General features: G+C 75.4%; 21 protein-coding genes and 1 pseudogene. 7 read left to right on the top strand and 15 right to left on the bottom strand.

The features are described 5' to 3' along the window. The first annotated feature begins 27 nt into the window (after positions 1–27). Positions 28–849: an alpha/beta fold hydrolase gene (locus HLA93_RS07510; protein ID WP_222193705.1), complete on the top strand. Its 822-nt coding sequence runs from the start codon at positions 28–30 to the stop codon at positions 847–849. Between the two features lie 33 nt (positions 850–882). Here HLA93_RS07510 and HLA93_RS20820 read toward each other — a convergent pair whose 3' ends face one another. The 7 genes from HLA93_RS20820 to hrpB all read right to left on the bottom strand — a co-directional run bounded on the left by HLA93_RS20820 (position 883) and on the right by hrpB (position 9,319). Continuing rightward, positions 883–1,389, bottom strand: a complete 507-nt coding sequence (locus HLA93_RS20820; protein ID WP_222193706.1) for a GNAT family N-acetyltransferase — start codon at positions 1,387–1,389, stop codon at positions 883–885. After that, the gene (gene malQ, locus HLA93_RS07520) at positions 1,386–3,320 is read right to left on the bottom strand and encodes a 4-alpha-glucanotransferase (RefSeq protein ID WP_222193707.1); all 1,935 of its coding nucleotides are present in this window, start codon (positions 3,318–3,320) and stop codon (positions 1,386–1,388) included. Before malQ ends, HLA93_RS20820 begins: the two co-directional genes overlap by 4 nt. Positions 3,321–3,376: 56 nt before the next feature. Next, a complete protein-coding gene (locus HLA93_RS07525) occupies positions 3,377–4,258 on the bottom strand; it encodes a hypothetical protein (RefSeq protein WP_222193708.1) in 882 nt (293 codons plus the stop codon). A gap of 29 nt (positions 4,259–4,287) precedes the next feature. Next, positions 4,288–5,484, bottom strand: coding sequence for an MFS transporter (locus HLA93_RS21990; protein WP_222193709.1), 1,197 nt, complete (start codon positions 5,482–5,484; stop codon positions 4,288–4,290). After that, the gene (locus tag HLA93_RS21995) at positions 5,481–6,077 is read right to left on the bottom strand and encodes a TetR/AcrR family transcriptional regulator (protein WP_308127997.1); all 597 of its coding nucleotides are present in this window, start codon (positions 6,075–6,077) and stop codon (positions 5,481–5,483) included. Before HLA93_RS21995 ends, HLA93_RS21990 begins: the two co-directional genes overlap by 4 nt. Continuing rightward, positions 6,074–6,640 (bottom strand): sugar O-acetyltransferase, encoded by a 567-nt coding sequence (locus HLA93_RS07540; protein ID WP_222193710.1) that lies wholly within the window; start codon positions 6,638–6,640, stop codon positions 6,074–6,076. The genes HLA93_RS21995 and HLA93_RS07540 overlap by 4 nt, the downstream gene beginning before the upstream one ends. Positions 6,641–6,841: 201 nt before the next feature. Then, complete coding sequence (gene hrpB, locus HLA93_RS07545) at positions 6,842–9,319, bottom strand: ATP-dependent helicase HrpB (RefSeq protein WP_222193711.1); 2,478 nt, start codon at positions 9,317–9,319, stop codon at positions 6,842–6,844. 106 nt (positions 9,320–9,425) lie between these two features. Between hrpB and HLA93_RS07550 the strand changes: the two genes are divergently transcribed. The 5 genes from HLA93_RS07550 to HLA93_RS07570 all read left to right on the top strand — a co-directional run bounded on the left by HLA93_RS07550 (position 9,426) and on the right by HLA93_RS07570 (position 16,948). Next, positions 9,426–11,537, top strand: a complete 2,112-nt coding sequence (locus tag HLA93_RS07550; RefSeq protein WP_222193712.1) for an elongation factor G-like protein EF-G2 — start codon at positions 9,426–9,428, stop codon at positions 11,535–11,537. After that, positions 11,534–13,183 carry an SLC13 family permease gene (locus tag HLA93_RS07555; protein ID WP_222193713.1) on the top strand — a complete coding sequence of 550 codons (1,650 nt, stop codon included), beginning with the start codon at positions 11,534–11,536 and terminating at the stop codon, positions 13,181–13,183. The genes HLA93_RS07550 and HLA93_RS07555 overlap by 4 nt, the downstream gene beginning before the upstream one ends. Positions 13,184–13,247: 64 nt before the next feature. Beyond that, the gene (locus tag HLA93_RS07560; RefSeq protein WP_222193714.1) at positions 13,248–14,297 is read left to right on the top strand and encodes a TIGR03885 family FMN-dependent LLM class oxidoreductase; all 1,050 of its coding nucleotides are present in this window, start codon (positions 13,248–13,250) and stop codon (positions 14,295–14,297) included. An 11-nt stretch (positions 14,298–14,308) separates the two neighbouring features. Then, positions 14,309–15,988 (top strand): alpha-amylase family protein, encoded by a 1,680-nt coding sequence (locus HLA93_RS07565; RefSeq protein WP_222193715.1) that lies wholly within the window; start codon positions 14,309–14,311, stop codon positions 15,986–15,988. A 240-nt stretch (positions 15,989–16,228) separates the two neighbouring features. Then, the gene (locus tag HLA93_RS07570) at positions 16,229–16,948 is read left to right on the top strand and encodes a hypothetical protein (protein ID WP_222193716.1); all 720 of its coding nucleotides are present in this window, start codon (positions 16,229–16,231) and stop codon (positions 16,946–16,948) included. Here the strand turns inward: HLA93_RS07570 and HLA93_RS07575 are convergent. The 7 genes from HLA93_RS07575 to HLA93_RS07605 all read right to left on the bottom strand — a co-directional run bounded on the left by HLA93_RS07575 (position 16,932) and on the right by HLA93_RS07605 (position 23,239). Further along, positions 16,932–17,423 carry a DoxX family protein gene (locus HLA93_RS07575; RefSeq protein WP_222193717.1) on the bottom strand — a complete coding sequence of 164 codons (492 nt, stop codon included), beginning with the start codon at positions 17,421–17,423 and terminating at the stop codon, positions 16,932–16,934. The genes HLA93_RS07570 and HLA93_RS07575 overlap by 17 nt on opposite strands. 25 nt (positions 17,424–17,448) lie before the next feature. Continuing rightward, positions 17,449–17,928 (bottom strand): SRPBCC family protein, encoded by a 480-nt coding sequence (locus HLA93_RS07580; protein ID WP_222193718.1) that lies wholly within the window; start codon positions 17,926–17,928, stop codon positions 17,449–17,451. Beyond that, the gene (locus HLA93_RS07585) at positions 17,925–18,287 is read right to left on the bottom strand and encodes an ArsR/SmtB family transcription factor (protein WP_222193719.1); all 363 of its coding nucleotides are present in this window, start codon (positions 18,285–18,287) and stop codon (positions 17,925–17,927) included. The genes HLA93_RS07580 and HLA93_RS07585 overlap by 4 nt, the downstream gene beginning before the upstream one ends. Before the next feature lie 116 nt (positions 18,288–18,403). Beyond that, a complete protein-coding gene (locus HLA93_RS07590) occupies positions 18,404–19,150 on the bottom strand; it encodes a hypothetical protein (RefSeq protein ID WP_222193720.1) in 747 nt (248 codons plus the stop codon). Positions 19,151–19,256: 106 nt separating this feature from the next. Next, positions 19,257–20,030 carry a sulfite exporter TauE/SafE family protein gene (locus tag HLA93_RS07595; protein WP_222193721.1) on the bottom strand — a complete coding sequence of 258 codons (774 nt, stop codon included), beginning with the start codon at positions 20,028–20,030 and terminating at the stop codon, positions 19,257–19,259. Continuing rightward, positions 20,027–20,827, bottom strand: a complete 801-nt coding sequence (locus tag HLA93_RS07600) for a sulfite exporter TauE/SafE family protein (protein ID WP_222193722.1) — start codon at positions 20,825–20,827, stop codon at positions 20,027–20,029. Before HLA93_RS07600 ends, HLA93_RS07595 begins: the two co-directional genes overlap by 4 nt. A gap of 87 nt (positions 20,828–20,914) precedes the next feature. Continuing rightward, positions 20,915–23,239 (bottom strand): putative bifunctional diguanylate cyclase/phosphodiesterase, encoded by a 2,325-nt coding sequence (locus tag HLA93_RS07605; protein WP_222193723.1) that lies wholly within the window; start codon positions 23,237–23,239, stop codon positions 20,915–20,917. Positions 23,240–23,472: 233 nt separating this feature from the next. Between HLA93_RS07605 and HLA93_RS07610 the strand changes: the two genes are divergently transcribed. Continuing rightward, positions 23,473–24,021, top strand: coding sequence for an SRPBCC family protein (locus HLA93_RS07610; protein WP_222193724.1), 549 nt, complete (start codon positions 23,473–23,475; stop codon positions 24,019–24,021). 422 nt (positions 24,022–24,443) lie between these two features. Here HLA93_RS07610 and HLA93_RS07615 read toward each other — a convergent pair. Then, a pseudogene (locus tag HLA93_RS07615) lies at positions 24,444–24,681 on the bottom strand (HNH endonuclease); the annotation flags it as partial.

Consider the following 24,681-nt stretch of genomic DNA (forward strand, 5'->3'; position numbering starts at 1 on the left):
CCCCGCTGCACCGACGGAGGAGACGCCATGCCCGTCCTCAGCCACGACGGCATCGAGACGTACTACAAGGACTGGGGGACCGGTCAGCCGATCGTGTTCAGCCACGGCTGGCCGCTGTCGGCCGACGACTGGGACGCCCAGCTGATGTTCTTCCTGGCGCAGGGGTACCGGGTCATCGCCCACGACCGGCGGGGGCACGGCCGCTCGACCCAGACCGACGACGGGCACGACATGGACCACTACGCCGACGACCTGGCCGCGCTGACGGCCCACCTGGACCTGCGCGACGCGGTGCACGTCGGCCACTCCACCGGCGGCGGCGAGGTGGCCCACTACATCGCCCGGCACGGTGAGGACCGGGTGGCCAAGGCGGTGCTGATCAGCGCGGTCCCGCCGATCATGGTGCAGACCGACGCCAACCCCGGCGGGCTGCCCAAGAGCGTCTTCGACGGCATCCAAGAGCAGGTGGCCACCAACCGGTCGAACTTCTACCGCGAGCTGCCCGCGACGGCGTTCTACGGCTTCAACCGGGACGGCGTCGAGCCGCAGGAGGCCGTGATCCAGAACTGGTGGCGCCAGGGGATGATGGGCGGGGCGAAGGCCCACTACGACGGCGTCGTCGCCTTCTCCCAGACCGACTTCACCGACGACCTGAAGAAGATCACCGTGCCGGTGCTGGTCATGCACGGCGACGACGACCAGGTCGTGCCCTACGCCGACTCGGCGCCGCTGTCGGCCGAACTGCTGCCGAACGGCACGCTGAAGACCTACGCCGGCTTCCCGCACGGCATGCCGACCACGCAGGCCGCGACGATCAACGCCGACCTGCTCGAGTTCATCCGCAGCTGACCGCTGCCTGGGGCTGCCTGCCGCCGGGCGGCCTCAGGCCAGGTCGCGGGCGTACTGCCGCTCGGTCTGCCAGGGCCGGGTGGGCAGGGGCTGCACCCGGCCGGTGGGGACGAACCCGTGCCGCCGGTACAGCGCCGCGGCGGCGCCGTTCTCCCCGACCACCCAGAGGAACAGCCGCGTTGCGCCCAGCTCACGGGCCCAGTCGGTGACGGCCTCGACGAGCCCGCCGGCGGCGCCGGAACCGCGGGCGGCCGGGGCCACCCACATCCCGACGAGGTGGTGCTCGACCCCACCCGCCGTCTCGTGCACCAGGCCGCGGGCCAGCCCGACCGCGTCGTCCCCGAGCCAGGCCAGCCGCTGACCACCGGCCCTCAGCCGGGCGCGCCAGTCGGCCTCGGTGAGCGCCTGCTCCCGGTCGAGGGAGGAGTCGAACGCATCGGGCGCGTCGGCGAGCGCGGTCAGCCGCACAGCCCGGACGACGGCCCAGTCGTCCTCGGCCGGGGCGGTGACCCGCGCGGTCCTCGTGGTGCCCGCGCTCACTTCTTCCTGGTCCGGGTGCTCTTGCCGCTGCCCTTGCTGCTCTTCCCGGCCTTGACCTTGCCCTTGCCGGTGACCGGGTGGAGCCCGGCCGCCAGCACCCCGGCGACGGCCTGGACGCCGGGGTGGGCGGCCAGCTCCTCGGTGGGCACCGGCAGCGGCAGGCACCAGTTGGGCCGGTCGTTCGCACCCGGCATGTTCGGCCGCCGCTCCTCGGCCAGCGCGTCGTCCAGGGTCGCCGACAGCAGGGTGGACGGCGCGGTGGCCAGCCGGCGGTGCGCGGCCTCCACCGCCTCGGCCGGCGTCGCGCCCTCCGGGACGGTGTCCAGGTGCGCCAGCAGCGAGGCGCGCCCGCGCTCCAGCTCATCCTCGGTGCCCAGCCCGTGCTCGCGCTGCTCGGCCAGGTCCGACCCGGTCCACAGCCCGGCCACCGTCGGCAGGTCGTGGGTGGTGATCGCGGCCATCGCCTCGGCGGGCCACTGCGCCGGGTCGTCGTCCTCGAACCACAGCAACCGGTAGGACAGGATGCCGTGCTCGGCCATGGCCTCGCGGACGCCGTCCTCGACGGTGCCGAGGTCCTCGCCGACCACGATGGCCTGGGCGCGGTGGCTCTCCAGCGCGACGATGTCGAGCATGTCCTCGTAGGGGTAGCGGACGTAGGCGCCGTCCGCGGCGCTCCCGTCGGAGGGCACCCACCAGAGCCGGAACAGCCCCATCACGTGGTCGACCCGCAGCCCACCGGCACCGGCCATGGTCGCCCGGATGGACTGGATGAACGGCTCGTAGTCCGCGGCCTGCAGGCGCCAGGGCACCAGCGGCGGGGAGCCCCAGTCCTGGCCCTGGCTGTTGAAGGCGTCCGGCGGGGCGCCGACGCTGACCCCCTGGGCCAGCACGTCCTGCCAGGCCCACGCGTCCGCGCCGCCGCCGGCGACGCCGATCGGCAGGTCCTGGATCACCGTGATGCCCTCGGTGGCCGCGCGGAGCTGGACGTCGAGCTGCCACTGCAGCCAGGCGTGGAAGGCGATCTCCCGGTCGTGCGCGGCGGCGAAGTCGGCCACCCCGGCGCCGCGCGGGTCGCGGAGCTCCTCGGGCCAGGTGTGCCAGTCGGGGCCGTGCGCGTCGGCGATCGCGCACCAGGTGGCCCAGTCCATCAGCGGCTGCCCCTGGTGCCACCACCAGTCGCGGAACGGGCCCTCGTCGATCCCGGCGTCGAAGACCCGCTGCAGGACCCGGCGCTTCACCGCCCAGATCGCATCGCGGTCGATCAGCTCGCCGTCGTTCAGCGCCCGCCCGGCGTCGGACTCCGCGTCGACCGCGTCCACGCCGGGCACGTCGCTGATGCGCAGGTAGACGGGGTTGCGGAACCGGCGGGTGGCCGGCAGGTAGGGGCTGTCCTCCTGGCCCTCGGTCGGGGCGACCGCGTGCAGCGGGTTGACCAGCACGAAGCCCGCACCCTGCTCCTGGGCGAACTCGCGCACGGTGCGCAGGTCGCCGAGGTCGCCGATGCCCCAGCTGTCCCGGCCGCGGGTGGCGTAGAGCTGCACCGCCCAGCCCCAGGCCCGCCAGCCCTCGGGCAGCCAGCAGCGCCCGGGGGAGACGATCAGCCGGCGCTCGCGGCCGTCGGGGGTGCGCAGCCGGTGGTAGCCCAGCGGGAAGTCCTCGGGCAGCGAGCCGTCGACGTGCCTCGTCTGCCCGTCCTCGCAGGTGACCTCGGCCCGCTCCACCTCCAGGGCGTCCCCGGGCCGGGCGACGATCGGCACCCGGTGCACCAGGTCGTCCGGTGGGGTCCCGATCACCTCGCGCAGGCGCTCGATCGTCGCGTCGGCGACGGTGTGCTCCTCGTCGAGGGCGTCGAGCCAGCTGGCGTCGATGCCCCAGGCGTCCGTGGTGGGGGCCGCGGTGCTGGGCTTCGGGTCAGGGGCGTCGCTGGTCACCCCCCGATCCTCGCCGGTGCCGCGAGGTGCTGCTCGATGAGGGCCCCGGGTCCGCGTCACACCCCGGGGCCGTCCTCCCGGGCGGGCGGGGTGCGGTGGTGCTCGGGCCGGTCCGCGGCGTCGGCCGGCGGCAGGTCGTCGGCCGGCTCGCTGTCGGCGCCACCGTCCTCGCCGACGTCGCCGGTCGTGGCCCGCGCCGCTTCCCGCGCTGCCTCCCGGAGGGCCTGCTGCTGGCGCCGGCGACGCACCTCGCGGTGCGCCACCACCCAGGCCAGCGCGACCGGCCAGACGTAGCCCGCCTTGTCCAGCAGCCAGGTGAGCCAGCCGGGCAGCTGCCAGTCGGGCAGGTCGACGTCGGGCAGGTCCACGTCGGGCCAGGGAACCGACGGCAGGTCCCAGTCCGGCCAGGGGATCGACGGCAGGTCCCAGTCCGGCCACGGGAGGGAGACCGCCAGCCGGACGGCGAGCAGGCCCAGGAGCAGTGGCAGCACGACCTTCGCGACGCCGCCGACGACCGCCAGGGCGGTGTGCCGCCGGGGGTGGCGCTCGATCCGCTCCTCCCGCCGCGCCGCGGGGGAGCCGGGCTCGGGCTCGAGGTCGATCCCGCCGGTGCCGAGCGCGGCCCGCGTGCCGGCGCTGGCCCGGCCCTCGGCCTGGTACCAGGTGGCCCGCTTCGGGCGGCCCAGCGCGGTGAACGTGACGGCCACGGCGCCGACGTCCGGCCGGCCGTCCCGGTCCGCCACCGCTCCGGCCCGGCTCGAGCGGTCCAGCCGGTCGCCGGGGGTGAGGCGCACGGTGTCGTCGGTCGACTTCTTCGCGGCCACGAGCACCTCGTCGACGTGCCAGGTGATCGTCCGGGTGAACGAGCCGGTGACCTCCACGCGGTGCTGCCGGCCGTGGGCGGTGAGGTCCCAGCGCTGGACCGGGGAGTCGGCCATGCCGCGACCGTAGCGGGTGCGGCGGGCGGTCAGTCCTGCTCGGCCGGCGGGCGGAGCGAGCCCGCGACCAGCACCGCCACCCCCAGCAGGACGGCGACGACGGTGAGTGCGCGCAGCACGGTGACCTGCTGCCCGAGCAGCCCGATCAACGGCGGCCCGGCCAGGAAGGCGCAGTAGCCGATCGAGGCGACGACGCTGACCCGGGCGGCCGCCCGCGCCGGGTCGTCGGCCGCGGCGCTCATCCCGGTGGGGAAGCCGAGTGAGGCGCCGGCGCCCCAGAGCAGGGCGCCGAGGAAGGCGACCGTCGGGGAGCCGAACACGAACAGCAGCAGCCCGACGACGGCCAGCCCGGCCAGCAGCCGGATCACCGGCACCCGGCCGTACCGGTCCAGCAGCGAGCCGCCGAACCAGCGGGCCAGGGTCATCGCGGTGAGGAACAGGGCGAAGCCGAGCGTGCCGGCCGTCGCCGACGTGCCGTGGTCGTCGATCAGCGCCACCGCCAGCCAGTCGTTGGCGGTGCCCTCGGCGAAGGAGAAGGCCAGCACGACCACGCCGACCACCAGCGTGCGCGGCTCACGCCAGGCGGCCAGCGCGCTCACCCGCTCGGCCGGGACCCCGTCGGGATCGGTGTCGACGTCGGGGACGAACCCCCGCGTGGTCAGTGGCACGACCACCGCGACGAGCACCGCCACCCCGGCCAGGTGGGCCGGCACCGGCACGTCGAGGGCGACCATCGCCGTCCCCAGGAGTGCGCCGGCCACCGTGCCCAGGCTGAACCCGGCGTGGAAGCGGGACATGACGACCCGGCCCAGGTGCCGCTCGACGACGGCGCCCTGGACGTTCATCCCCACGTCCCAGGCGCCGTTGGACAGGCCCATGACGAACAGCCCGGCCGTCAGCACCACCACCGAGGTGGCCGAGCCGACCGCGATGACGCCCATCGCCGCCGCGAGCACGAGGGCCATGACGATCACCGTGCGGCGGGAGCCGATCCGCCCGATCAGCGTGCCGGCCAACGGCAGGGCGATCACCGACCCGGCGGCGATGGCCAGCAGCACCAGGCCCAGCGCGGCCGGGTCGAGGTCGAGCCGGTCACGCACCTGCGGGATCCGGCTGGCCCAGCTGGCGAAGGCGAACCCGGCGCCGATGAAGGCGACGTAGACCGCCCGCACGGCGGTGGTCACCCGGGCCGGGTCGGGTGACCGGCGGACGTCGGTGCTGGTCACCGGGGGTCCTCCTGGGAGTTCGTGGGCCGCACGGCCCGGGCGATGATCTCGCGGGTCTCGGCGCGGGGGACCGGCCGGGTGGAGAGGACCTTGTGCATGACCAGGCCCTCGATCAGGGCGTCCAGCCCGCGCGAGGTGGTCGGGTCGACGAACCGCTCGAGCACGCCGCGGCTGCGGCGCATCCAGGACTCGGTGACGGTGCGCAGCGCAGGGTCGCGGAGCGCGGCGGTGTAGAGCTCGTAGGCCACGGTCCAGTCGCGGTCGTCGGCGTCGGCATCGGCGTGGACCAGCTCGGTGACCGCCTCGACGACGTCCTCGGTGCTGCCGACCTCGGCGAAGTGCGCCTCGTACCTCACCGCCATCCGCTCGGCGTGCAGGGCGAAGGCCTGCGCGCGCAGGTCCTCCAGCCCGGTGAAGTGGTAGGTCAACGACCCCAGCGGCACGTCGGCGGCCGCGGCGATCAGCCGGTGGGTGGTGCCGGCGACGCCGTGCTCGGCGATCACCTCGACGGTCGCCTCGACGATCCGCTGCCGCCGGTCGGGGTCGTGGCGGCGCACCGGCCGGTCCTGCTCCCCGGTCGCCCCGGTGGTCACGGCAGCGGCCGGACGACGCGGGCCGGGCTGCCGACCGCGACCACGTCGGCGGGCAGGTCGCGGGTCACCACGGACCCGGCGCCGACCACGGTGTTCGCGCCGATCCGGACACCGGGGCAGACGATGACGCCGCCGCCGAGCCAGACGTTGTCCTCGATCACGATCGGCTCGGCGGACTCCCACTTGTCCCGCCGCGGGCCGGCCTCCAGCGGGTGGGTCGCGGTCAGCAGCTGGACGTTCGGGCCCATCTGCACGTCGTCGCCGATGGTGACCGGTGCGACGTCCAGGCAGACCAGCCCGAAGTTGGCGAAGGTGCGCGCCCCGATCGTGGTGTGCCGGCCGTAGTCGCAGTGGAACGGCGGGCGGATCTCGCTGCCGGGCCCGAAGGCGCCCAGCAGCTCCTCCAGCAGCGCGCGGCGGGCGGCGCCGTCGGTGGGGTCCATGGTGTTGTAGCGGTGCGACAGCGCCTGAGCCCTCGTGCTGGCCGCGGCGATCTCCGGGTCGTCGGCGATGTAGGCGTCACCGGCCAGCATCCGGTCGTACATGCTGCGGTCGGCGCTCATGTGTACGAACGTACACAGCGATGCGCACACCCGTACACGCCCCTCCGGCCGTGTCGGCCGACACGGCCGGAGGTCGAGACGCGCCCGGTCGTGGTCACCCCCGGCGGGGATGCAGCGACGCGTCGCATCTCGGTGGTGTGGACCATGGCCATGTCGGCCGGCACGGCCGGACGGGCGGGCGCGGTTCGAGCGGTGAGCGGGTCAGGTGCCGCGTGGCTTGGCCCGGCGGGTGGGGACGGCGCTGGCCGGGTCCTCCGGCCACGGGTGGCGGGGGTAGCGGCCGCGCAGCTCGCTGCGCACGGCGGGGTAGCCGGTGACCCAGAAGCCGGCCAGGTCCGCGGTCGTCGCGACCACCCGGCCGGCGGGGGAGAGCAGCTGGAGCCGCAGCGGCCGCCCGGCGACCACCGGGGCCGCCGCCCAGCCGAACACCTCCTGCACGCGCACCGACAGCGTCGGCACCTCGGGGTCGCCGTAGTCGACGCGCACGTTCGACCCGGTCGGCACCTGCACCCGCTCGGGCACCAGCTCGTCCAGCCGGCCGGCCAGTTGCCACGGCAGCAGCCCGCGGAGCGCGGCGACGAGGTCGACCCGGACCAGGTCCCGCCGGCTGCGGGCGCCGGATAGCGCCGGGCCCTGAGCCAGCGCGGCGAGCAGCGCGTCGTCGTCCACCGCCGGCCACGGCTCGCCGAGCCCGGCGTGCGCGGCAGACAGCCGCTCCCGCAGTGCCCGGGCGGCCGGCGTCCAGCTGAGCAGCGCCAGGCCCTCCCGCCGCAGGCCCTCGGCCAGGGCGGCGGTCACGGCGGCCGGGTCGGGGTCGGGCAGCGGCCGCTCGGCGAGCACGATCGCGCCCAGCCGCTCCACCCGGGCGGCCACCACGTCGCCGTCCCGCCAGCTGACCTCCGGCCCTTCGGTGTGCGCGGCCGCCCCGGCCTCCAGCGCGGTCGCCTCGTCGATCGCGACCGCGGCGCGCACCCGGGCGTCCCGCCGCCCCGGCGCCCGGTCTGCCGCGGCGACGGCCAGCCAGCCGGCCCCGCCCAGTGCGGTGCCCGGCGCGAGCTCCGCCCCGGTGCCCGCGGCCAGCAGGTACGTGCGCTCGGTCCCCGGACGCCGCCGCGCCAGCCACTCCGGGTGGGCCAGCCCGACGACCAGGCCGGCGGTCACGTCGTCGGGCACGCCGGTGTCCGGGGCGGCCGGCGCCGCGCGGGACAGCCGGGCGGCCTCCTCCCGCCAGCGCGCGGCCGGGCCGTCGGAGCGCGAGCGCAGCGACCGCCACTCGGCGACCAGGTCGTCCGAGCGGGTCGGGACGTCGGCGGACAGCAGCGCCACCACCTCCGCGGCCCGCCGCCGGCCGGCCAGCGGCGCCCCGTCGAGCAGCGCGCGGGCCAGCCGGGGGTGCGCGCCGACCGCGGTCAGCGCCCGGCCGCGCGGGGTGACCCGGCCGTCGTCGTCCACCGCGCCCAGCTGGCGCAGCGTCTCCCGCGCCACGCTGAGGGCTGCCGCCGGCGGAGGATCGGGCAGCGCCAGCCCGGCGCCGTCCGGGGTGCCCCAGACGGCCAGCTCCAGGGCCAGCCCGGTCAGGTCGGCGACGGCGACCTCCGGCTCACCCGCCGCCGGCAGCCGGTCGTGCTCGGCGGCCGACCACAGCCGGTAGACCCGGCCCGGAGCCTCCCGCCCCGCCCGGCCGGCGCGCTGCACCGCCGAGGCCCGGGAGACCCGGACCGTGACCAGCGCCCCCAGTCCGCGGGCCACGTCGAAGCGCGGCACCCGGGCGAGGCCGGCGTCGACCACCGTGCGCACGCCCGGCACCGTCAGGCTGGTCTCGGCGACGTCGGTGGACAGCACGACCCGGCGGCGCGGTCCCGGGGTGAGCGCGGCGTCCTGCTCGGCGGCCGGCAGCCGGCCGTGCAGCGGCCGGACGTCGGCGTCCACCCCGGCGAGCAGCCCGGCGACCCGGCCGATCTCGTACGCGCCGGGCAGGAACACCAGCACGTCGCCGGCGGTCTCGGCCAGCGCCCGGCGGGTGGTGTCGGCGACCGCGGTGAGCAGCCGCGGGTCGACCGCGCTGCCGTGCGGCGGGGCGACCGGCGGGCTGGGAGGGCACCACACCGGCTCCACCGGGTGCAGCGTGCCGGTGGCCTCCACGACCGCGGCACCGCCCATCAGCTCGGCCAGCCGCGATGCCTGCGCGGTCGCCGACATGGCCAGCAGCTGCAGCTCCGGGCGCAGCGCGGCCCGCACGTCCAGGGCGAAGGCGAGGGCCAGGTCGGTGTCCAGGGCCCGCTCATGGCACTCGTCCAGCACGACCACGGAGACCCCGGTGAGCTCCGGGTCGGACTGCAGCAGGCGGACCAGCAGCCCGGTGGTCACCACCTCCACCCGGGTGGCGGCGCTGCGCCGGCTCTCGCCGCGCACCCGGTAGCCGACCGAGGCGCCCACCGGCTCACCCAGCAGCGAGGCCATCCGGCGGGCCGCGGCCCGGACGGCGACCCGGCGCGGTTCGGCGACCAGCACGGTCCCCGGCACCCGGCCGGCCAGCGCGAGCGGCACCAGGGTGGTCTTGCCGGTGCCGGGTGGGGCGACCAGCACCGCGGCCCCGGAGCCGGTGAGCGCCGCGTCGAGCGCGGGCAGCACCGACCGGACGGGCAGGTCGGCGCCAGGCGTCCCCGGGGGTGGCAGCACGGCGGCCAGTCTCGCCTGCGGCCCGCCCGCCGCGCGCCGGGGCCTTGTCCGCTCCGGCCGCACGGGCCAGGGTGGGCGCCTGGGACGACGAGGTCCGGAGGTCCGCGTGGCGACGCACGGCGGCAGCAGCAACGGCAACCGCACCGGCTCGGGTGCACCCGCACCCCGCCCACCCGACCGGGTGCGCAACGTGGCCCTGGTCGGCCGCGCCGGCGCGGGCAAGACCACCCTGGCCGAGGCACTGGTGGCGGCCACCGGGGCACTGCCCCGCTGCGGCCGGGTGGAGGACGGCACCACCTGCCTGGACACCGACGAGGTCGAGGTGCGGCTGCAGCACTCGGTGTCGCTGGCCGCGGCCACCGTCGAGCACGCCGGCCACCGGGTCACCCTGCTGGACACCCCCGGCGCCCCGGACTTCGTCGGCGAGCTGCGTGCCGCGCTGCGGGCCGCCGACGCCGCGCTGTTCGTCGTCTCCGCCGTCGCCGGCGTCGACGCCGGCACCGTGGCCCTGTGGGACGAGTGCCGCGCCGTCGGCCTGCCGCGGGCGGTGGTGGTCACCCAGGTCGACCGGCCGCGCGCCGACGTCCCGGCCGTCGTGCGCAGCTGCCGGGAGCAGTTCGGGGCCGGGGTGCACCCGCTGCACGTGCTGGACGCCGACGGCGGGCTCAGCTCGCTGCTGGAGCCGCGCCCCGGCGACCCCGAGCGCGACCGGCTGCGCGCCGAGCTGATCGAGGGGGTGATCGCCGAGAGCGAGGACGAGTCGCTGATGGACCGCTACCTCGCCGGTGAGCCCATCGAGGTGGCCGACCTGGTCGCCGACCTGGAGACCGCGGTCGCCCGGGGCGACTTCCACCCGGTGCTCTGCGCCGCCGCGCCCACCGGGCTGGGCGTGGGGGAGCTGCTGGACCTGCTGGTCAGCGCCTTCCCCTCGCCGCTGGAGCGGCCGTGCCCGCCGGTCGACCGGCCGGACGGGCGCCCGGCCGGGCACCTGGCCTGCGACCCGGCCGGGCCGCTGGTCGCGGAGGTGGTGAAGACGACGACCGACCCCTACCTGGGCCGGATCTCCCTGGTGCGGGTCTTCTCCGGCACGCTGCGGCCCGACGTCCCGGTGCACGTCGCCGGCCCCGGCTGGGGCGGCCTGCACCCGGACCGGCACCCCGGTCGTCACGAGCTGGACCACGAGGCCGACGAGCGGGTCGGCGGGATCGCGTGCGTGCTGGGCAGCGTGCTGCGGCCGGTCACCGAGTGCCCGGCCGGTGACCTCTGCGCGGTCGCCCGGCTGACCAGCGCCGAGACCGGTGACACCCTCTCCGACCCGGCGCACCCGCTGGTGGTGCCGCCCTGGTCGTTGCCGGAGCCGCAGCTGCCGGTCGCGGTCGAGGCGGCCTCGCGCACCGACGAGGACCGGCTGGCCGGGGCGCTCACCCGGCTGGCGGCCGAGGACCCGGCGGTGCGGCTGGAGCGGCGCGCCGACACCGGTCAGCTGCTGCTGTGGTGCGTCGGCGACGCGCACGCCGAGGTGCTGCTGGACCGGCTGCGCGGCCGCTGCGGCGTCGCCGTGCAGACCCCGCCGGTGCAGGTGCCGATGGTCGAGACCCTCGCCGGCCCGGCCACGGTGACCGGGCGGCACGTCAAGCAGTCCGGCGGGCACGGGCAGTACGCCGTCGTCGTCCTGGAGGGCCGGCCGGGTCCGCCCGGGTCGGGCGTCACGTTCAGCCAGCGGGTGGTGGGCGGCGCGGTGCCCACCCAGTTCCACGGGAGCGTGGAGAAGGGCGTCCGCGCCCAGGCCGCCCGCGGGGTGGGCGGGGACCGGCCGCTGGTCGACGTGGAGGTCGTCCTCGTCGACGGCAAGGCGCACTCCGTCGACTCCTCCGACGCCGCGTTCGCCGCCGCCGGCGCCCTGGCGGTCCGCGAGCTCGCCGCCGCGGCCGGCACCCGGGTGCTGGAACCGTGGTGCGCGGTGGAGGTGACGGTGCCCGCCGAGCACCTCGGACCGGTGCTCGGCGACCTCGCCGGCAGGCGGGCCCGGGTGACCGGCAGCGTGGCCGACCCCGAGCGGGACGAGACGACCGTGCACGCCGAGGTGCCGGAGCGGGAGCTGCTGGAGTACGCCCGGGCGCTGCGGTCGGTGTCGCACGGCACCGGCCGGTTCACCCGCCGTCCGCTGGGGCACGAACCGGCGCCGCCCGCCGTCGTCGCCGACCTGCAGCCGGCATGACCCGCACCGAGGGACGGGACGCCGAGGGCGGAGCGGCCGGGCGGAGCGAGCCCGCACCCGGCCGGCGAGGGGAGCAGGCGGCGGTCACCGACACGTCGGTCCCGGCCGGCCGGCAGTGGGCCGGCCGGATCGGCGGGCCGGTCGCTGCCCTGGTCGTCTACTTCCTCCTCCGCCAGGACGACGCACTCAGCACCGCCGGGCGGACGACGGCAGCCGTCGGGGTGCTGCTGGCGGTCTGGTGGATGACCGAGGCGCTGCCGCTGCCGGCGACCGCGCTGGTGCCGATCGTCGCCTTCCCGCTGCTGGGGGTGCTGCCGGTGGCCGAGGCGACCGCGCCGTACGCGGACCCGAACATCTTCCTGTTCATGGGCGGGTTCATGATCGCCCTGGCCATGCAGAAGTGGGAGCTGCACCGGCGGATCGCGCTGCTCACCGTGCGGGCCGTCGGCACGAAGCCGCCCCGGCTGATCGCCGGCTTCATGCTCGCCACCGCGTTCCTGAGCATGTGGGTCAGCAACACCGCGACCACGGTGCTCATGCTGCCGATCGGGCTGAGCGTGCTGATGCTCGTGCTGGACCGGGTGGCGGCGGGCAGCGGTGACCGGGAGGCCGTCGACACGGCCGCCGAGGGGGACGGCGGGCCCGCGGTCACCGAGCTCGTGCGGGACACCGACACCCGCAACTTCGCCGTCGCGCTGATGCTGGGCATCGCCTACGCGGCCAGCATCGGTTCGCTGGCCACGCTGATCGGCACCCCACCGAACCTGATCCTGGCGGCGTTCGTCCGGCAGAACTACGACATCGAGCTGGGGTTCGGTGAGTGGATGCTGCTGGGCCTGCCGCTGGCCGCGGTCTTCCTGGTGCTGGCCTGGCTGGTGCTCACCAAGCTGGTCTTCCGGTCCGGGCTGCGGGAGATCCCCGGCGGCAAGCAGGTCATCCAGTCCGAGCTCGACGAGCTGGGCTCGATGTCCCGGGGCGAGTGGACGGTGCTGGCGGTGTTCGTCTGCACCGCCCTGCTGTGGGTGCTGCGCCAGCCGCTGACCGGCTGGGAGGCGCTGACCGACGTCCTGCCGTTCGTGGCCAACCTCAGCGACGCCACCATCGCCATCGCCGCCGCCGTCGCGCTGTTCCTGATCCCGGTGAAGGCGCGCGAGGGCGTCGCCGCGCTGGACTGGCAGCAGGCGCAGAAGCTGCCCTGGGGCGTGCTGCTGCTCTTCGGCGGTGGGCTGAGCCTGGCCGCCGCCGTGCAGGAGAGCGGGCTGGACGAGTACGTCGGCAACCAGGTGGGGGCGGTGGGCACGCTGCCGGCCATCGTGCTGGTGCTGTTCACCGCCGGGGTGGTCCTGCTGCTCACCGAGGTCACCAGCAACACGGCCACCGCGGCGGCGTTCCTGCCGGTGCTCGGCGGGGTGGCCCTGGGCCTGGACCTCTTCCCGCTGGTGCTGCTGGTGCCCGCCGCGTTGGCCGCCACCTGCGCGTTCATGCTCCCGGTGGCCACCCCGCCGAACGCGATCGTGTTCGGCTCGGGGTACGTCACGATCGGGCAGATGCTGCGCGCCGGCGTCGTCCTCAACGTGATCGGCATCGTGCTGATCACCGCCGCGGTCTACCTGCTCGGCGGGCTGGCCCTGGGCATCACCTTCTGAGCCGGGACCGTTGCGGCCTGCACCCAGCGTGCGGGTGATCACCGACCCCGGTAGGCATGGGCGCATGACGGTGATCGGCTTCCACAACTCCCACGAGCAGGTGCACCCAGCCGACCTGCTGCGCGCGGTGCAGCACGCCGAGCAGGTCGGCTTCACCGCCGCCATGTGCTCCGACCACCTGGAGCCCTGGAACGAGCGCCAGGGCCAGTCCGGCTTCGCCTGGTCGTGGCTGGGCGCGGCGCTGGCCACCACCGGGCTGCCGTTCGGGGCGGTCAACGCCCCCGGCCAGCGGTACCACCCGGTGATCGTCGCCCAGGCGATCGCGACCCTCGGCGCGATGTTCCCGGGCCGGTTCTGGGTGGCGCTGGGCTCCGGCGAGGCGATGAACGAGCACGTCACCGGGCACGTCTGGCCGCGCAAGGAGCTGCGCGATGCCCGGCTGCGGGAGTGCGTCGACATCATCCGCGCACTGCTGGCCGGCGAGGAGGTCAGCCACGACGGGCTGGTCACCGTCGACCGCGCGCGGATCTGGACGCTGCCGGAGCAGCAGCCGGCGCTCATCGCCCCGGCCGTGTCGGCTAAGACAGCCGCCCGGCACGCCGAGTGGGCCGACGGGCTGGTCACCATCAACCAGCCGCACGACGTGCTGCGCGAGGTCATCGCCGCCTACCGGGACGCCGGCGGGCAGGGGACGCTGGCCATCCAGGTGCACGTCTCCTGGGACCCCGACCAGGAGAAGGCAGTCGCGATCGCCCACGACCAGTGGCGGAGCAACGTCTTCCCGCCGCCGCTGTGCTGGGACCTGGACACCACCCGCGCCTTCGACCAGGCCAGTCAGCACGTGCGTCCCGAGGACGTGGGGAAGTCCGTGCGCATCTCCAGTGACCTCGGCCAGCACGCGGCCTGGATCGCGGAGTACGTCGACCTCGGCTTCGACCAGGTCTACCTGCACCACGTGGGCCAGGAGCAGCTGCCGTTCCTGGACGCCTTCGGCGAGCACGTACTGCCCCAGCTCGACGTCACCGCACCCGCCCCCGCGGTCGCCGTCGACCCGCCCGGCCCGGCGCAGCCCCGCCGTCCGGCGCAGGCCCCCGAGCCCGCCGTCCTGGACTGAGGGGGAGAGCGATGCGGATCACCGACACCTCGGACCTGTGGTGGAAGAACGCCGTCGTCTACTGCATGGACGTCGAGACCTTCATGGACTGGAACGGCGACGGGGTCGGCGACCTGGAGGGCCTGGCCCAGCGGCTGGACCACCTGGCCGACCTCGGCGTCACCTGCCTGTGGCTGATGCCCTTCTACCCGACCGCCGGACGGGACGACGGCTACGACATCACCGACTACTACGGGGTCGACCCGCGGCTGGGCAGCCACGGCGACCTGGTCGAGATGATCCGGACGGCGAAGGACCGCGGCATGCGGGTCATCGCCGACCTGGTCGTCAACCACACCTCCGACCAGCACCCGTGGTTCCAGTCGGCGAAGGCCAGCAAGGACTCCCCGTACCGGGACTTCTACGTGTGGCGGGAGGACGAGCCGCCGGACACCAGCGACCAGGTGGTCTTCCCCGACGCAGAGGGTGGCATCTGGACGCACAGCCCGGAGACCGACACGTGGTACCTGCACCGCTTCTACTCCGAGCAGCCCGACCTCGACGTCACCAACCCGCGGGTCCGGGACGAGATCGCCAAGATCATGGGCTTCTGGCTGGAGCTGGGCCTGTCCGGCTTCCGGGTGGACGCCGTCCCGTTCCTGCTGGAGACGGCCGGGGTCGACGACGACTCCGCCGCGCACTTCCCCGACCCGCACGAATACCTGCGGGCGCTGCGCGCCTTCCTCGGTCGGCGCACCGGCTCCGGGGTGCTGCTGGGTGAGGTGAACCTGCCGTTCGAGCAGCAGGCGGAGTTCTTCGGCGGGCAGGACGGCGACGAGCTGACCATGCAGTTCGACTTCAACACGATGCAGCAGATGTACCTGTCGCTGGCCCGCGCCGACGCCGGGCCGCTGGCCGCCTCACTGGCCGGCCGCCCGGAGATCTCCCCGGACAGCCAGTGGGGCACGTTCGTGCGCAACCACGACGAGCTCACCCTGGACAAGCTCGGCGACGACGAACGCGCGGAGGTCTTCGCCGCCTTCGGGCCCGACCCGGAGATGCAGGTCTACGACCGCGGCCTGATCCGCCGGCTGCCGCCGATGCTGACCGGCGACCCGCGGCGGGTGCGGATGGTCTACAGCCTGCTGTTCTCCCTGCCCGGCACGCCGGTGCTCTTCTACGGCGAGGAGATCGGGATGGGGGAGGACCTCTCGGCCGGCAGTCGGCTGTCGGTGCGCACCCCGATGCAGTGGACCAGCGGACCCAACGGCGGGTTCTCCGACGCCCCGGCCGACCAGCTCACCCGGCCGGTGGTCGACGGCGGGTTCGCCCCCGAGTTCGTCAACGTCGCCGACCAGCGCCGGGACCCGGACTCGCTGCTGTCGTTCATGAAGCTGCTGATCCGCCGCTACCGGGAGTCCCCGGAGCTGGGCTGGGGTGGGTTCCAGCTGCTGGAGCAGCCGCACGCCGCCGTCCTGGCGCACCTGTGCACCTGGGACGACGGCGCGCTGGTCGCCGTGCACAACCTGGGCGCCGAGCCGCTGTCGGTGCCGCTCACCGTGCCCGGCTGCGGCGCCACCCACCGGCTGGAGGACCTGCTCGCCGCCGGCGGTGCAGCGCTCGCCGACGACGGGTCGGTCGAGCTGGCGCTGGAGGGCTACGGCTACCGCTGGCTGCGGGTGGTCGCCGAGGACAGCCGCCGGCTGCTGTGAGGCGATGGTCGGGGCGGTGCGCCGCCGCCCCCACCCGGCCGGCGGGCGCCAGCCGGGTCCGGGATCCCGACGGTCGTTGTCTGCCCGCGCACCCCAGCCCGATCGCTGACGCTCCGGTCTCGGGGGACCACGGTCGGTCACTCCCCGCCGGAATCCCACCCGCCTCGCCCGCCACACCCGACGGCCTGCGGCGGTTCGTCGGAGGGGCGACCTAGCGTCCGCGCCGAGGTGATCGCACAGATGAGCGACGAGCAGGACGTGCCGGCGGCCGGATGGGTCGACCGCGACCGACCACGCCCCGGGGACGGGACCACGGAGACCACCCCGACGGGGGCTCCGACGGGGACGATCCCGCCGGGGGCGACCCCGGCTCCCACGGGGGCCACCGCGGCGGGAGTCGTCCCCGACCAACGGAGTGCGGGCGAACCGGCCGAGGGCACAGCTCCCCTGGCCGACGGGGCGCCGGAGGCGTCGCCCGGCGAGTCGACGACGCGAGAGCCGGGTGCGGGGACACCGCCGGTCCCGGGCCCGGACCACCCCGGCACGCCGTACCCGACCACCCCGGTCAACGTCGGCAACCGGCCGCGCCCGCGACCCCGGATGCCCCGGCCCGGCGACCCGCTGATCCGGATGGGCCCGTGGGCGCCGGTGGCCGGTGCCGCCCTGGGGCTGCTGCTCGGCGTGATCGTGGTGCTCTTCCTGGCCCCGGCGGTGGACACCTTCGACCAGCGGCTCTCCCTGGTCTTCGTGGTCCTCGGCCTGTCCCTGCTCGGCGCCGGCGGCACCCTGCTCGCCGACGAGGTGCGGCTGCTGCGCCGGGGTGCGCAGGCCGCCGAGGTGCGGGCGTCGAACGTCGGGGTGATCGCCGGCCTGCTCAACGGCCTGACCCCGGCCCGGCTGCTGATCACCGCCAGTGCGTTCGTCCTGCTGCTGTCGGCCTACGTCACCGGCGGGAGCTGACCTCGCTCGGCCGGCCCTGCCCCCGCCGTCCGAGCCCCGCCGTCCGAGCCCCTGGCCGTCCGGGCCCCTGCCGTGCGAGCCCCCGCCGATCGGGGGCCCGCCCGGTGAGCCGAGCCCAGGCGATCATGCCCGCGACCAGTCCGAGCAGCACGGTGAGCGCCGGGCTGGTGTCCAGCACGACCAGGTTGGTCACGGTCGCGCCGACCATCAGCCCGGCCAGCCCCAGGCTCGCTGCGGCCACCAGTCGGGGCACCAGCAGTCCGACCGCACCGGCGACCTCCAGGGCGCCGACGAGGAAGCGCAACCAGGCGCTGGCGCCGATGTCGTCGAACATCCCCACCACCGCCGGCTCGCCGCCCAGCTTGGCCAGCCCCGCCGCCGCGAAGACGGCGGCAAGACCGATCCGCAGGGCCAGCAGCACGGTCCGTCCTGCCGCCGGGGCGGGCCCCCGGCGGCGGGCGTGCGTCGTGGTCATCGTGGGCTCCTCGTCGCCTCCCCGTTCAGCGGGCCAGCAGCTCGTCGAGGCGCTCGTAGCCCTCGCGGACGCCGACCTCCATGCCGCTGGCGACGAAGGCGTCCCGGCCCTCGAAGGAGTCGACCAGCGAGGTCACCACGAGGCGGGTGCGCCCGCCGCCAAGGTCCTCCAGCACCAGGCGCTCCAGCGCGACGTCGTCGGGCATGCCGTCGTAGGTGAAGGTCTGCACGATCACCTCGGACGGGCGGACGTCGTGGAAGGAGCCGTGGAAGGCGTACTCCTCGCCGCCCTGTGAGTGCACGTACCGGTACGAGCCCCCGGTGCGGCAGTCGTAGTGCTCGACCCGGGTCTCCATGCCGCGCGGGCCCTGCCACTGCGCGACCAGCTCCGGGTCGGTGTGCGCGCGGAACACCTTCTCCGGTGGTGCGTCGAACTCGCGGGTGATCCGCACGAGGGGGACGTCGGGGTCGACGTCGATCTGCGTCTGGCGGGTGCTGGTGGTCATGGCGTGGTGCCCTCCTGCGGTGGGGTGGGGGAGACGTCGTCCGGCATCGCGGAGAGGACGTCGTCCAGCCGGCGGTAGCGCTCCTCGGCCTGGCGCCGGTAGCGCTCGATCCACTTGGTCATCAGGTCGAAGACCTGCGCCTCCAGGTGCACCGGACGGCGCTGGGCCTCCCGGCTGCGGCTGACCAGGCCGGCGTCCTCGAGCACCTTGAGGTGCTTGGACACCGCCTGGAGGCTCACGTCGTAGGGGGCGGCCAGCTCGTTGACCGTGGCGTCGCCGACGGCGAGCCGGGCCACCATGTCCCGCCGGGTGGGGTCGGCCAGGGCCGAGAACACCCGGGACAGGGCATCTGCCGCCACAGCGCCTCCTCTCTTCTTCAACCTCTGGGTTGAACGAGACCGTAGGGCGGTGCGGCCACCCTTGTCAACCGTTCGGTTGAGAAGGGTGGCAGTCGATCAGGGAGGAGCGGCGGCGGTCAGCGGTCGCTGTCGGCAGGGCGCAGCTGGTCCAGCGCGATCCGGCCGGTGACCAGGTCGTCGGCGACGTCGTCCACCACCCGGTCGGTGGCGAACGCATGCGCCTTGAGCACCGCCAGGGCGTCGCCGGTGTCCAGCCCGAAGGCGACGTTCACCATGCCGGTGGCCTGCCAGACCCGGGCCCGGCGGAGCGCGTCCGGGCCGTCCCACCACCCGCGCCGGCCCTCCTCCGCCGGTGCGCCGAGCGCGGCGGCGACCATCGCCCGGGTCAGCGCGATCGTGACGTCGGCGACGTCCTCCCGGTCGGTGGCCGGCAGGGCGAGCGCGTCCTGGACGTAGAGGTCGAGCACCACCAGGGGCCCCAGCGGTGGCAGCAGCGGCACCGACAGGACCGCGGAGAACGGCGTGTCCCCGACGAGCGCGCTGTGCAGGTCGGGCCAGTTGCGGGCGATGTCGGCCGGGTCGAAGGCAATCGCCGCCCCGTTGTCGTGCGCGCGCAGGGCGGGCCCGGCGCCGTGGGTGAACTGCAGCCGCTCGGCCAGCGCGGTGGTCGGGTCGCTGGCCCCGATCGGCGTCCGCAGCCCGTCCCGGTCGTGGATGCTCAGACCCGCCCCGTCGACCGGCAGCGCGGCCAGGCAGGCCCGCGCGAGCCGGACGGCGAGCATCTCCGGCCCGCGCAGCTCCGGCGGCGGCAGCTGGTCGAGCGCCTCGACGAACCGTCGCGCCGCGGAGCCGGGGCCGGTCATGGTGCCTCCCATCGGTGTGCGTGCCGCCGTCGGCACCCGGGTCACCCTGCCCGGCGCCGCGCCGGCACACCACCGCAGCCGATCGACCCGAACGCGCCCGGGCCCGTCAGCCGAAGGCGTCCAGTCCGAGGTGGAGGGCCAGCCCGAGGCCGGCGACGGCGATCACCCGGCGCAGCAGCGTCTGGGGCGCCCGGCGGACCACCCGCGGGCCGAGCCGCCCGCCGGCGAACAGCCCCACGGCCAGGGGCAGCGCGGCGAGCCACGCCACGTCGGCGAAGACCGCGTAGCCCACGGCGGCCACCCCGTTCGCCAGCCCCAGGACGGCGTTGCGCAGCGCGTTGCTGCGGGCCAGGCCCTCCCCGGTGGTCAGCAGGTAGACCGCGAGCATCATCGTGCCGGCCGCGGCGCCGAAGTAGCCGCCGTAGATGGAGACGAGGAACGTCACCGGCAGCACGACCCAGTGGTCGCGGTGCGGCCGCTCGGCCCGCAGCTGGGCGCCGTCGGCGGCGAGCTCGGCGGGCCGGCGCTGCACGAGCAGCAGCAGCGAGGCGCCGGCGATCAGGAAGGGCACGACCCGCTCGAAGGCGCCCGCGGGGGTGAGCAGCAGCAGGACGGCGCCGGTCGCGCCGCCGAGCACGCCGGCGGCACCCAGTCGGACCAGTCGGTCCCGCTGCCCGGTGAGCTCGGGACGGGAGGCGCTCACCGACCCGACGCCGGTGAGCACGAGCGCGACGGTGTTGGTGACGTTGGCGGTGACCGGGGGGATGCCGGTGGCCAGCAGTGCCGGGTAGCTGAACAGCGAGGCGAGCCCGGCGATGCTGCCGATCAGTCCGGCGGCGAACCCGGCCACCGTCAGCAGCGCAACCTCGGCGACCGTCACCGGCGCAGCAGCACGGTGATCGCGACCAGGCCGAGCACGACGATGGCGGCGCGCAGCACCGTGGCGGGCAGCCGTCGTCCGAACGTGGAGCCCACGTACCCGCCGACCAGCGAGCCGGCGGCGACGAGGCCGGCTGCCCGCCAGTCGACCCGGTCGGTGGCGACGATGACGTAGGCCAGCGCGGCGACCGCGTTCACCCCCAGGGTGAGCACGTTCTTGATCGCGTTCAGCCGCTGCAGTGGCTCGCGCAGCAGCAACCCGAAGATGCCGATCTGCAGCACGCCCTGGCTGGCGGCGAAGTAGCCCCCGTACGTGCCGGTGACGTACGCGCCGGCGAACAGGGCGGCGACCCGGCCGCGGCCCAGCCGGACGGCGCCGTCCACCAGGTCGTCCTCGGTGCCGGCCCGGGCCCGCCGGGCGGCCAGCCGGCGCTGCAGCAGCGGCTGCACCGCGACCAGGACGACGGCCAGCGCCACCAGGCCCGGGACGATCGCCTCGAAGGCCGAGGCGGGCAGGTGCAGCAGCAGGAAGGCGCCGGTGAGCGCGCCCAGCACCGAGGCCGGGAAGAGCCGCAGCAGCAGGCCGCGCTGGCCGCGCAGCTCCCGCCGGTAGCCGATCGCCCCGGTCAGGTTGCCCGGCACCAGGCCCAGGGAGTTGCTGATCGTGGCGGTCACCGGCGGCAGGCCGACGGCCAGCAGCACCGGGAAGGTGACCAGGGTGCCCGAGCCGACGACGGCGTTGATCGAGCCGGCGGCCAGCCCGGCGGCGGCCACCGCGACCATCTCCCACCCGGTCATGCGGACATCGCCGCGAGGGTGTCACAGCCCCCGCTGTGAGCCCGCACACCGCCGGGCGCCGCGGCGGGTGTCCGGACGGTGTGGAGGTCAGGCGGGGGCGAGCTCGCCGGCGCCGGACCGGCGGCGGTTCTCCGCGAGCCAGGCGGCGAACTCGGTCCTCGGCGCCGGCGGCAGGTGGAGGAAGCCCTGCAGGCCCCCGATGCCTGCCTCGCGCAGGAAGGTCTGTTGCTCCACGGACTCGACGCCCTCGGCCACCGTCTCCAGGCCCAGCCGGGTGGCCATCTGCACGATCGCCTGCACCACGGCCTGGTCGGCGGCCTGGGTGAGCACGCCGGCGACGAACGACCGGTCGATCTTGACGATGCTGATCGGCAGGCTGCGCAGCGTGGTCAGCGCCGAGTAGCCGGTGCCGAAGTCGTCGAGGGCGATGCCCACGCCCATGGCGACGAGCTCGACGAGGGTGGCGGAGACGACGGGGGAGTCGAGCACCGTCGTCTCGGTGACCTCGATGACCAGTCGCTCCGGCGGCAGACCGGCGTCGGTCAGCGCCGAACGCGCCAGCTCCACGAACCGCGGGTGGGCCAGCTGGGTGGGGGAGGCGTTGACGTGGACCGTGACCGGGGCGTCGCCGGCGGACCAGCCGGCCGCGTCGCTGCACGCGGTGCGCAGCACCCACTCGCCCAGTGCCACGATCGCGCCGGTCTCCTCGGCCAGCGGCAGGAAGGTGTCGGGTCCGAGCAGCCCGCGCAGTGGGTGGGCCCACCGGACCAGCGCCTCGACGGCGGTGCAGCTGCCGTCGGTCGCCGACACGACCGGCTGGTAGACGAGCACCAGCTCCTGGCCGTCGACGGCGGCCCGCAGCTCGGCCTCGGCGGCCTCGGCGTCCGCCACCTTCAGCAGGTCGGCGGAGAAGAACTGCACTCGGTTCTTGCCCGCTGCCTTCGCCGCGTACATGGCCAGGTCGGCACGGTGCACGACGAGGGTCTCGGTCGCCCCGGGCTGGACCCGGGTGGCGCCGACGCTGGCACCGATCCGGGCCAGCCCTTCGGTCAGCTGGACGGGCGTGGAGATCAGCTCGAGCACGCGCTGGCCGATCTGACGGGCGTCGCCCTCGCTGGCGCCGCGCAGCAGCAGGGCGAACTCGTCACCGCCCAGCCGGGCGCAGACGTCCGAGCGGCGCAGTGTGGCGGTCAGCTGGGTGCCCAGGTGGGCGAGCAGCCGGTCGCCGGCCTGGTGCCCGAGGCTGTCGTTGACCACCTTGAAGTCGTCCAGGTCGAGGAACAGCACCCACGACTCGGTCTCGGGCCGGGTCAGCGCGTCGTTCAGGGCGGTGGCGAACGCCGATCGGTTCGCCAGGCCGGTGAGCCCATCGGTCAGCGCCTGTGTCCGCAGCTCCTCGTGCGCCCGGCTGGTGCGCAGCGCCAGCGCGACCTGGTTGAGCATCGACCGGGCGGCGCGCACGGCCTCCGGCGGGACGGTCGGCGTGGCCCCGAGCAGCATGTAGCTGCCGGGGGAGTCGGGCATGGCCAGGCACAGCCACTGGCCACGGATGCCCGAGCTGAGCACCAGCGCCGCCGACGGTTCCACCGGCCGGGCCTCGTCCGGGGCCAGCGCCGGGGGGACCAGGGTGCCGGGCAGCGTGGCGAGCGGCCGGAGGAACCCGCCGGCCGAGCCGACGACGCGGAGCACATCGCCGTCGGTGTGCAGGACGGCGGTGCGCAGGCCGGGGGTCGCGGCGCAGACCGCCTCCGCGGTGGTCCAGGCGCGCCGCATGATCTCCCGCTGGTCGGTGACGCCCAGCAGCTGCCCGCCGAGTGCGGCCAGTGCCGCGTCGCGCCGCTGGTCGGCTTCGCGGGCGAAGAGCCCCACGGCCAGGTGCCGGACGACGAAGACGGTCAGCAACAGCACGGGCACCTGGCCCAGCACCGCCGAGGAGGCGAGCACGGCGTCATGGCCGGGCAGCAGGCGCCAGGTGTCCAGGGCGGTGGCGAGGGCGAGGCAGGTGGCCAGGCCGTACGCGGCGCTGTGCCACGTACGGCCGTAGAGGGTGCGGTACCAGAGCGCGGGGAAGGCGATGCCCAGCCCGATCACCGGCCGCGGGCAGGCGGTGGCGAACAGCAGGACGGCGAGCACGTCGGCCGCGTCGAAGGCCGGGTGGGGGCGCCGGATGCGGTAGCGGCGCGACCAGGAGACGGCCAGGACCGTGGTGCTGACGGTCAGCAGCAGCAGCGACCAGCCACCGGCGCCGGGCAGGACGAAGGAGACGGTCAGGGCGAGCGCGCCGAGCGCGCAGACGCAGAACAGCCAGCGGGTGTGCTCCACCAGGTCTGCGGGGCGGTGCACGCGCGCAGCGGCCCGACGCAGCGGTGCGGCCGCGCGGCCCAGCAGCTCGGCTGCGTCAACTCTGCTCATCGGTGCCCGTCCTCGGACCTGGAGGTGGGCTCGCCGGCGCGGCGCTCCCTGTGTCGTCCCTGTGTCTTCGGGACGGCGGAGGCCGATCTTGATCACCCATCCGGGTCGATCTCCTGCTGCGCCGACCAGCGCGCCCGGCCGGTCGATCAGCGCCGACCTGGCTGGGCCGTTGGGTCGTCCCGTCTCTCCGCACCGCGTGGACGAGTGGACCCGGTACGAGGACAGTGCGACCTGTGCGCTGGGGTCCGAGCTACCACTTCGTGACGACCTGGCGGGTGGCCGGCACCGTCGCCGAGGTGCGGGCGGTGCTCAGCGACAGCGCGGCGCTGCCCCGCTGGTGGCCGTCGGTGTACCTGGACGTGCAGCCCGTCGCGGACGGCGACTCCGATGGCGTGGGCCGCACGGTCGAGCTGCTCACCACGGGCTGGCTGCCCTACACGTTGCGCTGGACGCTGCGGATCACCGAGACGATGACCGACACGGGCTTCGCGTTGGCTGCCACCGGTGACCTGATCGGCGCCGGCCGGTGGACGTTCACCTCGGACGGGCCGGAGGTGGTGATCACCTACGACTGGCGGGTCGCGGCGGCCAAGCCGCTGCTGGCGCGGTTGAGCTGGCTGCTCCGACCGGCGTTCTCGGCGAACCACCGGTGGGCCATGGACCGCGGCGAGGAGAGCCTGGCCCTCGAGCTGCGCCGCCGGCGTGACCCGGCCGCCGCCGTCCCGCCTCCACCAGGTCCGACCTTCGGCTGGGTCACGGGGCGGCGGTCGCCCAGGCGATGAAGCCCGTCCCCGGGCGGTCAGGTGAGGGCAGCCAACTGGGCTGCGAGGGCAGGATCTCGCCCGCGAGTCCGGCGGACTGGCACCTGCCGCCCATGGGGCAGCACCTCCGCACTTCGTCGGGCCTCTGCTCAGCATCTCCGCGCCTCCGCTCAGCACCTCCGGGCTCCTCGGCTCTGGGCCTCCCCGGCTCCGCGCTTTCGCATCTCCCACTTCCGCTCTGCCCGCAGCTTGTGCGCTGGCCCTGTACTGCGGTCGCTGGAACTCCCTCGGGGGGAGCAGCGGGCACAGGCGGACCGGACAGCAGGGAGGAACGGCGACGCCCGCGGCGGTGACGGAGAGCAGCTGCGGACGGCACGGCCCGCATGCGCAGACCAGCTCACGGAGCAGGCGCGCGCCAGTTCCGGCCCCTACAGCCGGAGCAGCTAGAAGGGCGGCGGGTCGTCGGTCAGTGGCAAGAGGGCTGGGGGTGGTGGCTCTGTCCGGGGCGGTCGGAGCCCGGGTGGTCGGGTGGTGCGGGTGACGCCGGAGGGGGTGGTGACGTGCAGGGTGCCGTCGGTGTCGAGGTGGAAGCGCCAGCCGGGGGCGAAGGTCTTGAGTCGGTGGTGGGAGCGGCACAGGCAGCAGAGGTTGGTGCAGTCGGTGGCTCCGCCGGTGGCGTGG

It is taken from the genome of Modestobacter italicus, from assembly GCF_019799965.1.
In the GTDB taxonomy this organism is placed as follows: domain Bacteria; phylum Actinomycetota; class Actinomycetes; order Mycobacteriales; family Geodermatophilaceae; genus Modestobacter; species Modestobacter italicus_A.

What these genes read in the sequence shown, in the direction of transcription:
- HLA93_RS07510 (WP_222193705.1), top strand. Translation starts at nt 28, where the DNA reads ATGCCCGTCCTCAGCCACGACGGCATCGAGACGTACTACAAGGACTGG.
- HLA93_RS07525 (WP_222193708.1), bottom strand. Translation starts at nt 4,258, where the DNA reads ATGGCCGACTCCCCGGTCCAGCGCTGGGACCTCACCGCCCACGGCCGG.
- HLA93_RS07540 (WP_222193710.1), bottom strand. Translation starts at nt 6,640, where the DNA reads ATGAGCGCCGACCGCAGCATGTACGACCGGATGCTGGCCGGTGACGCC.
- HLA93_RS07555 (WP_222193713.1), top strand. Translation starts at nt 11,534, where the DNA reads ATGACCCGCACCGAGGGACGGGACGCCGAGGGCGGAGCGGCCGGGCGG.
- HLA93_RS07560 (WP_222193714.1), top strand. Translation starts at nt 13,248, where the DNA reads ATGACGGTGATCGGCTTCCACAACTCCCACGAGCAGGTGCACCCAGCC.
- HLA93_RS07565 (WP_222193715.1), top strand. Translation starts at nt 14,309, where the DNA reads ATGCGGATCACCGACACCTCGGACCTGTGGTGGAAGAACGCCGTCGTC.
- HLA93_RS07570 (WP_222193716.1), top strand. Translation starts at nt 16,229, where the DNA reads ATGAGCGACGAGCAGGACGTGCCGGCGGCCGGATGGGTCGACCGCGAC.
- HLA93_RS07575 (WP_222193717.1), bottom strand. Translation starts at nt 17,423, where the DNA reads ATGACCACGACGCACGCCCGCCGCCGGGGGCCCGCCCCGGCGGCAGGA.
- HLA93_RS07580 (WP_222193718.1), bottom strand. Translation starts at nt 17,928, where the DNA reads ATGACCACCAGCACCCGCCAGACGCAGATCGACGTCGACCCCGACGTC.
- HLA93_RS07590 (WP_222193720.1), bottom strand. Translation starts at nt 19,150, where the DNA reads ATGACCGGCCCCGGCTCCGCGGCGCGACGGTTCGTCGAGGCGCTCGAC.
- HLA93_RS07600 (WP_222193722.1), bottom strand. Translation starts at nt 20,827, where the DNA reads ATGACCGGGTGGGAGATGGTCGCGGTGGCCGCCGCCGGGCTGGCCGCC.
- HLA93_RS07605 (WP_222193723.1), bottom strand. Translation starts at nt 23,239, where the DNA reads ATGAGCAGAGTTGACGCAGCCGAGCTGCTGGGCCGCGCGGCCGCACCG.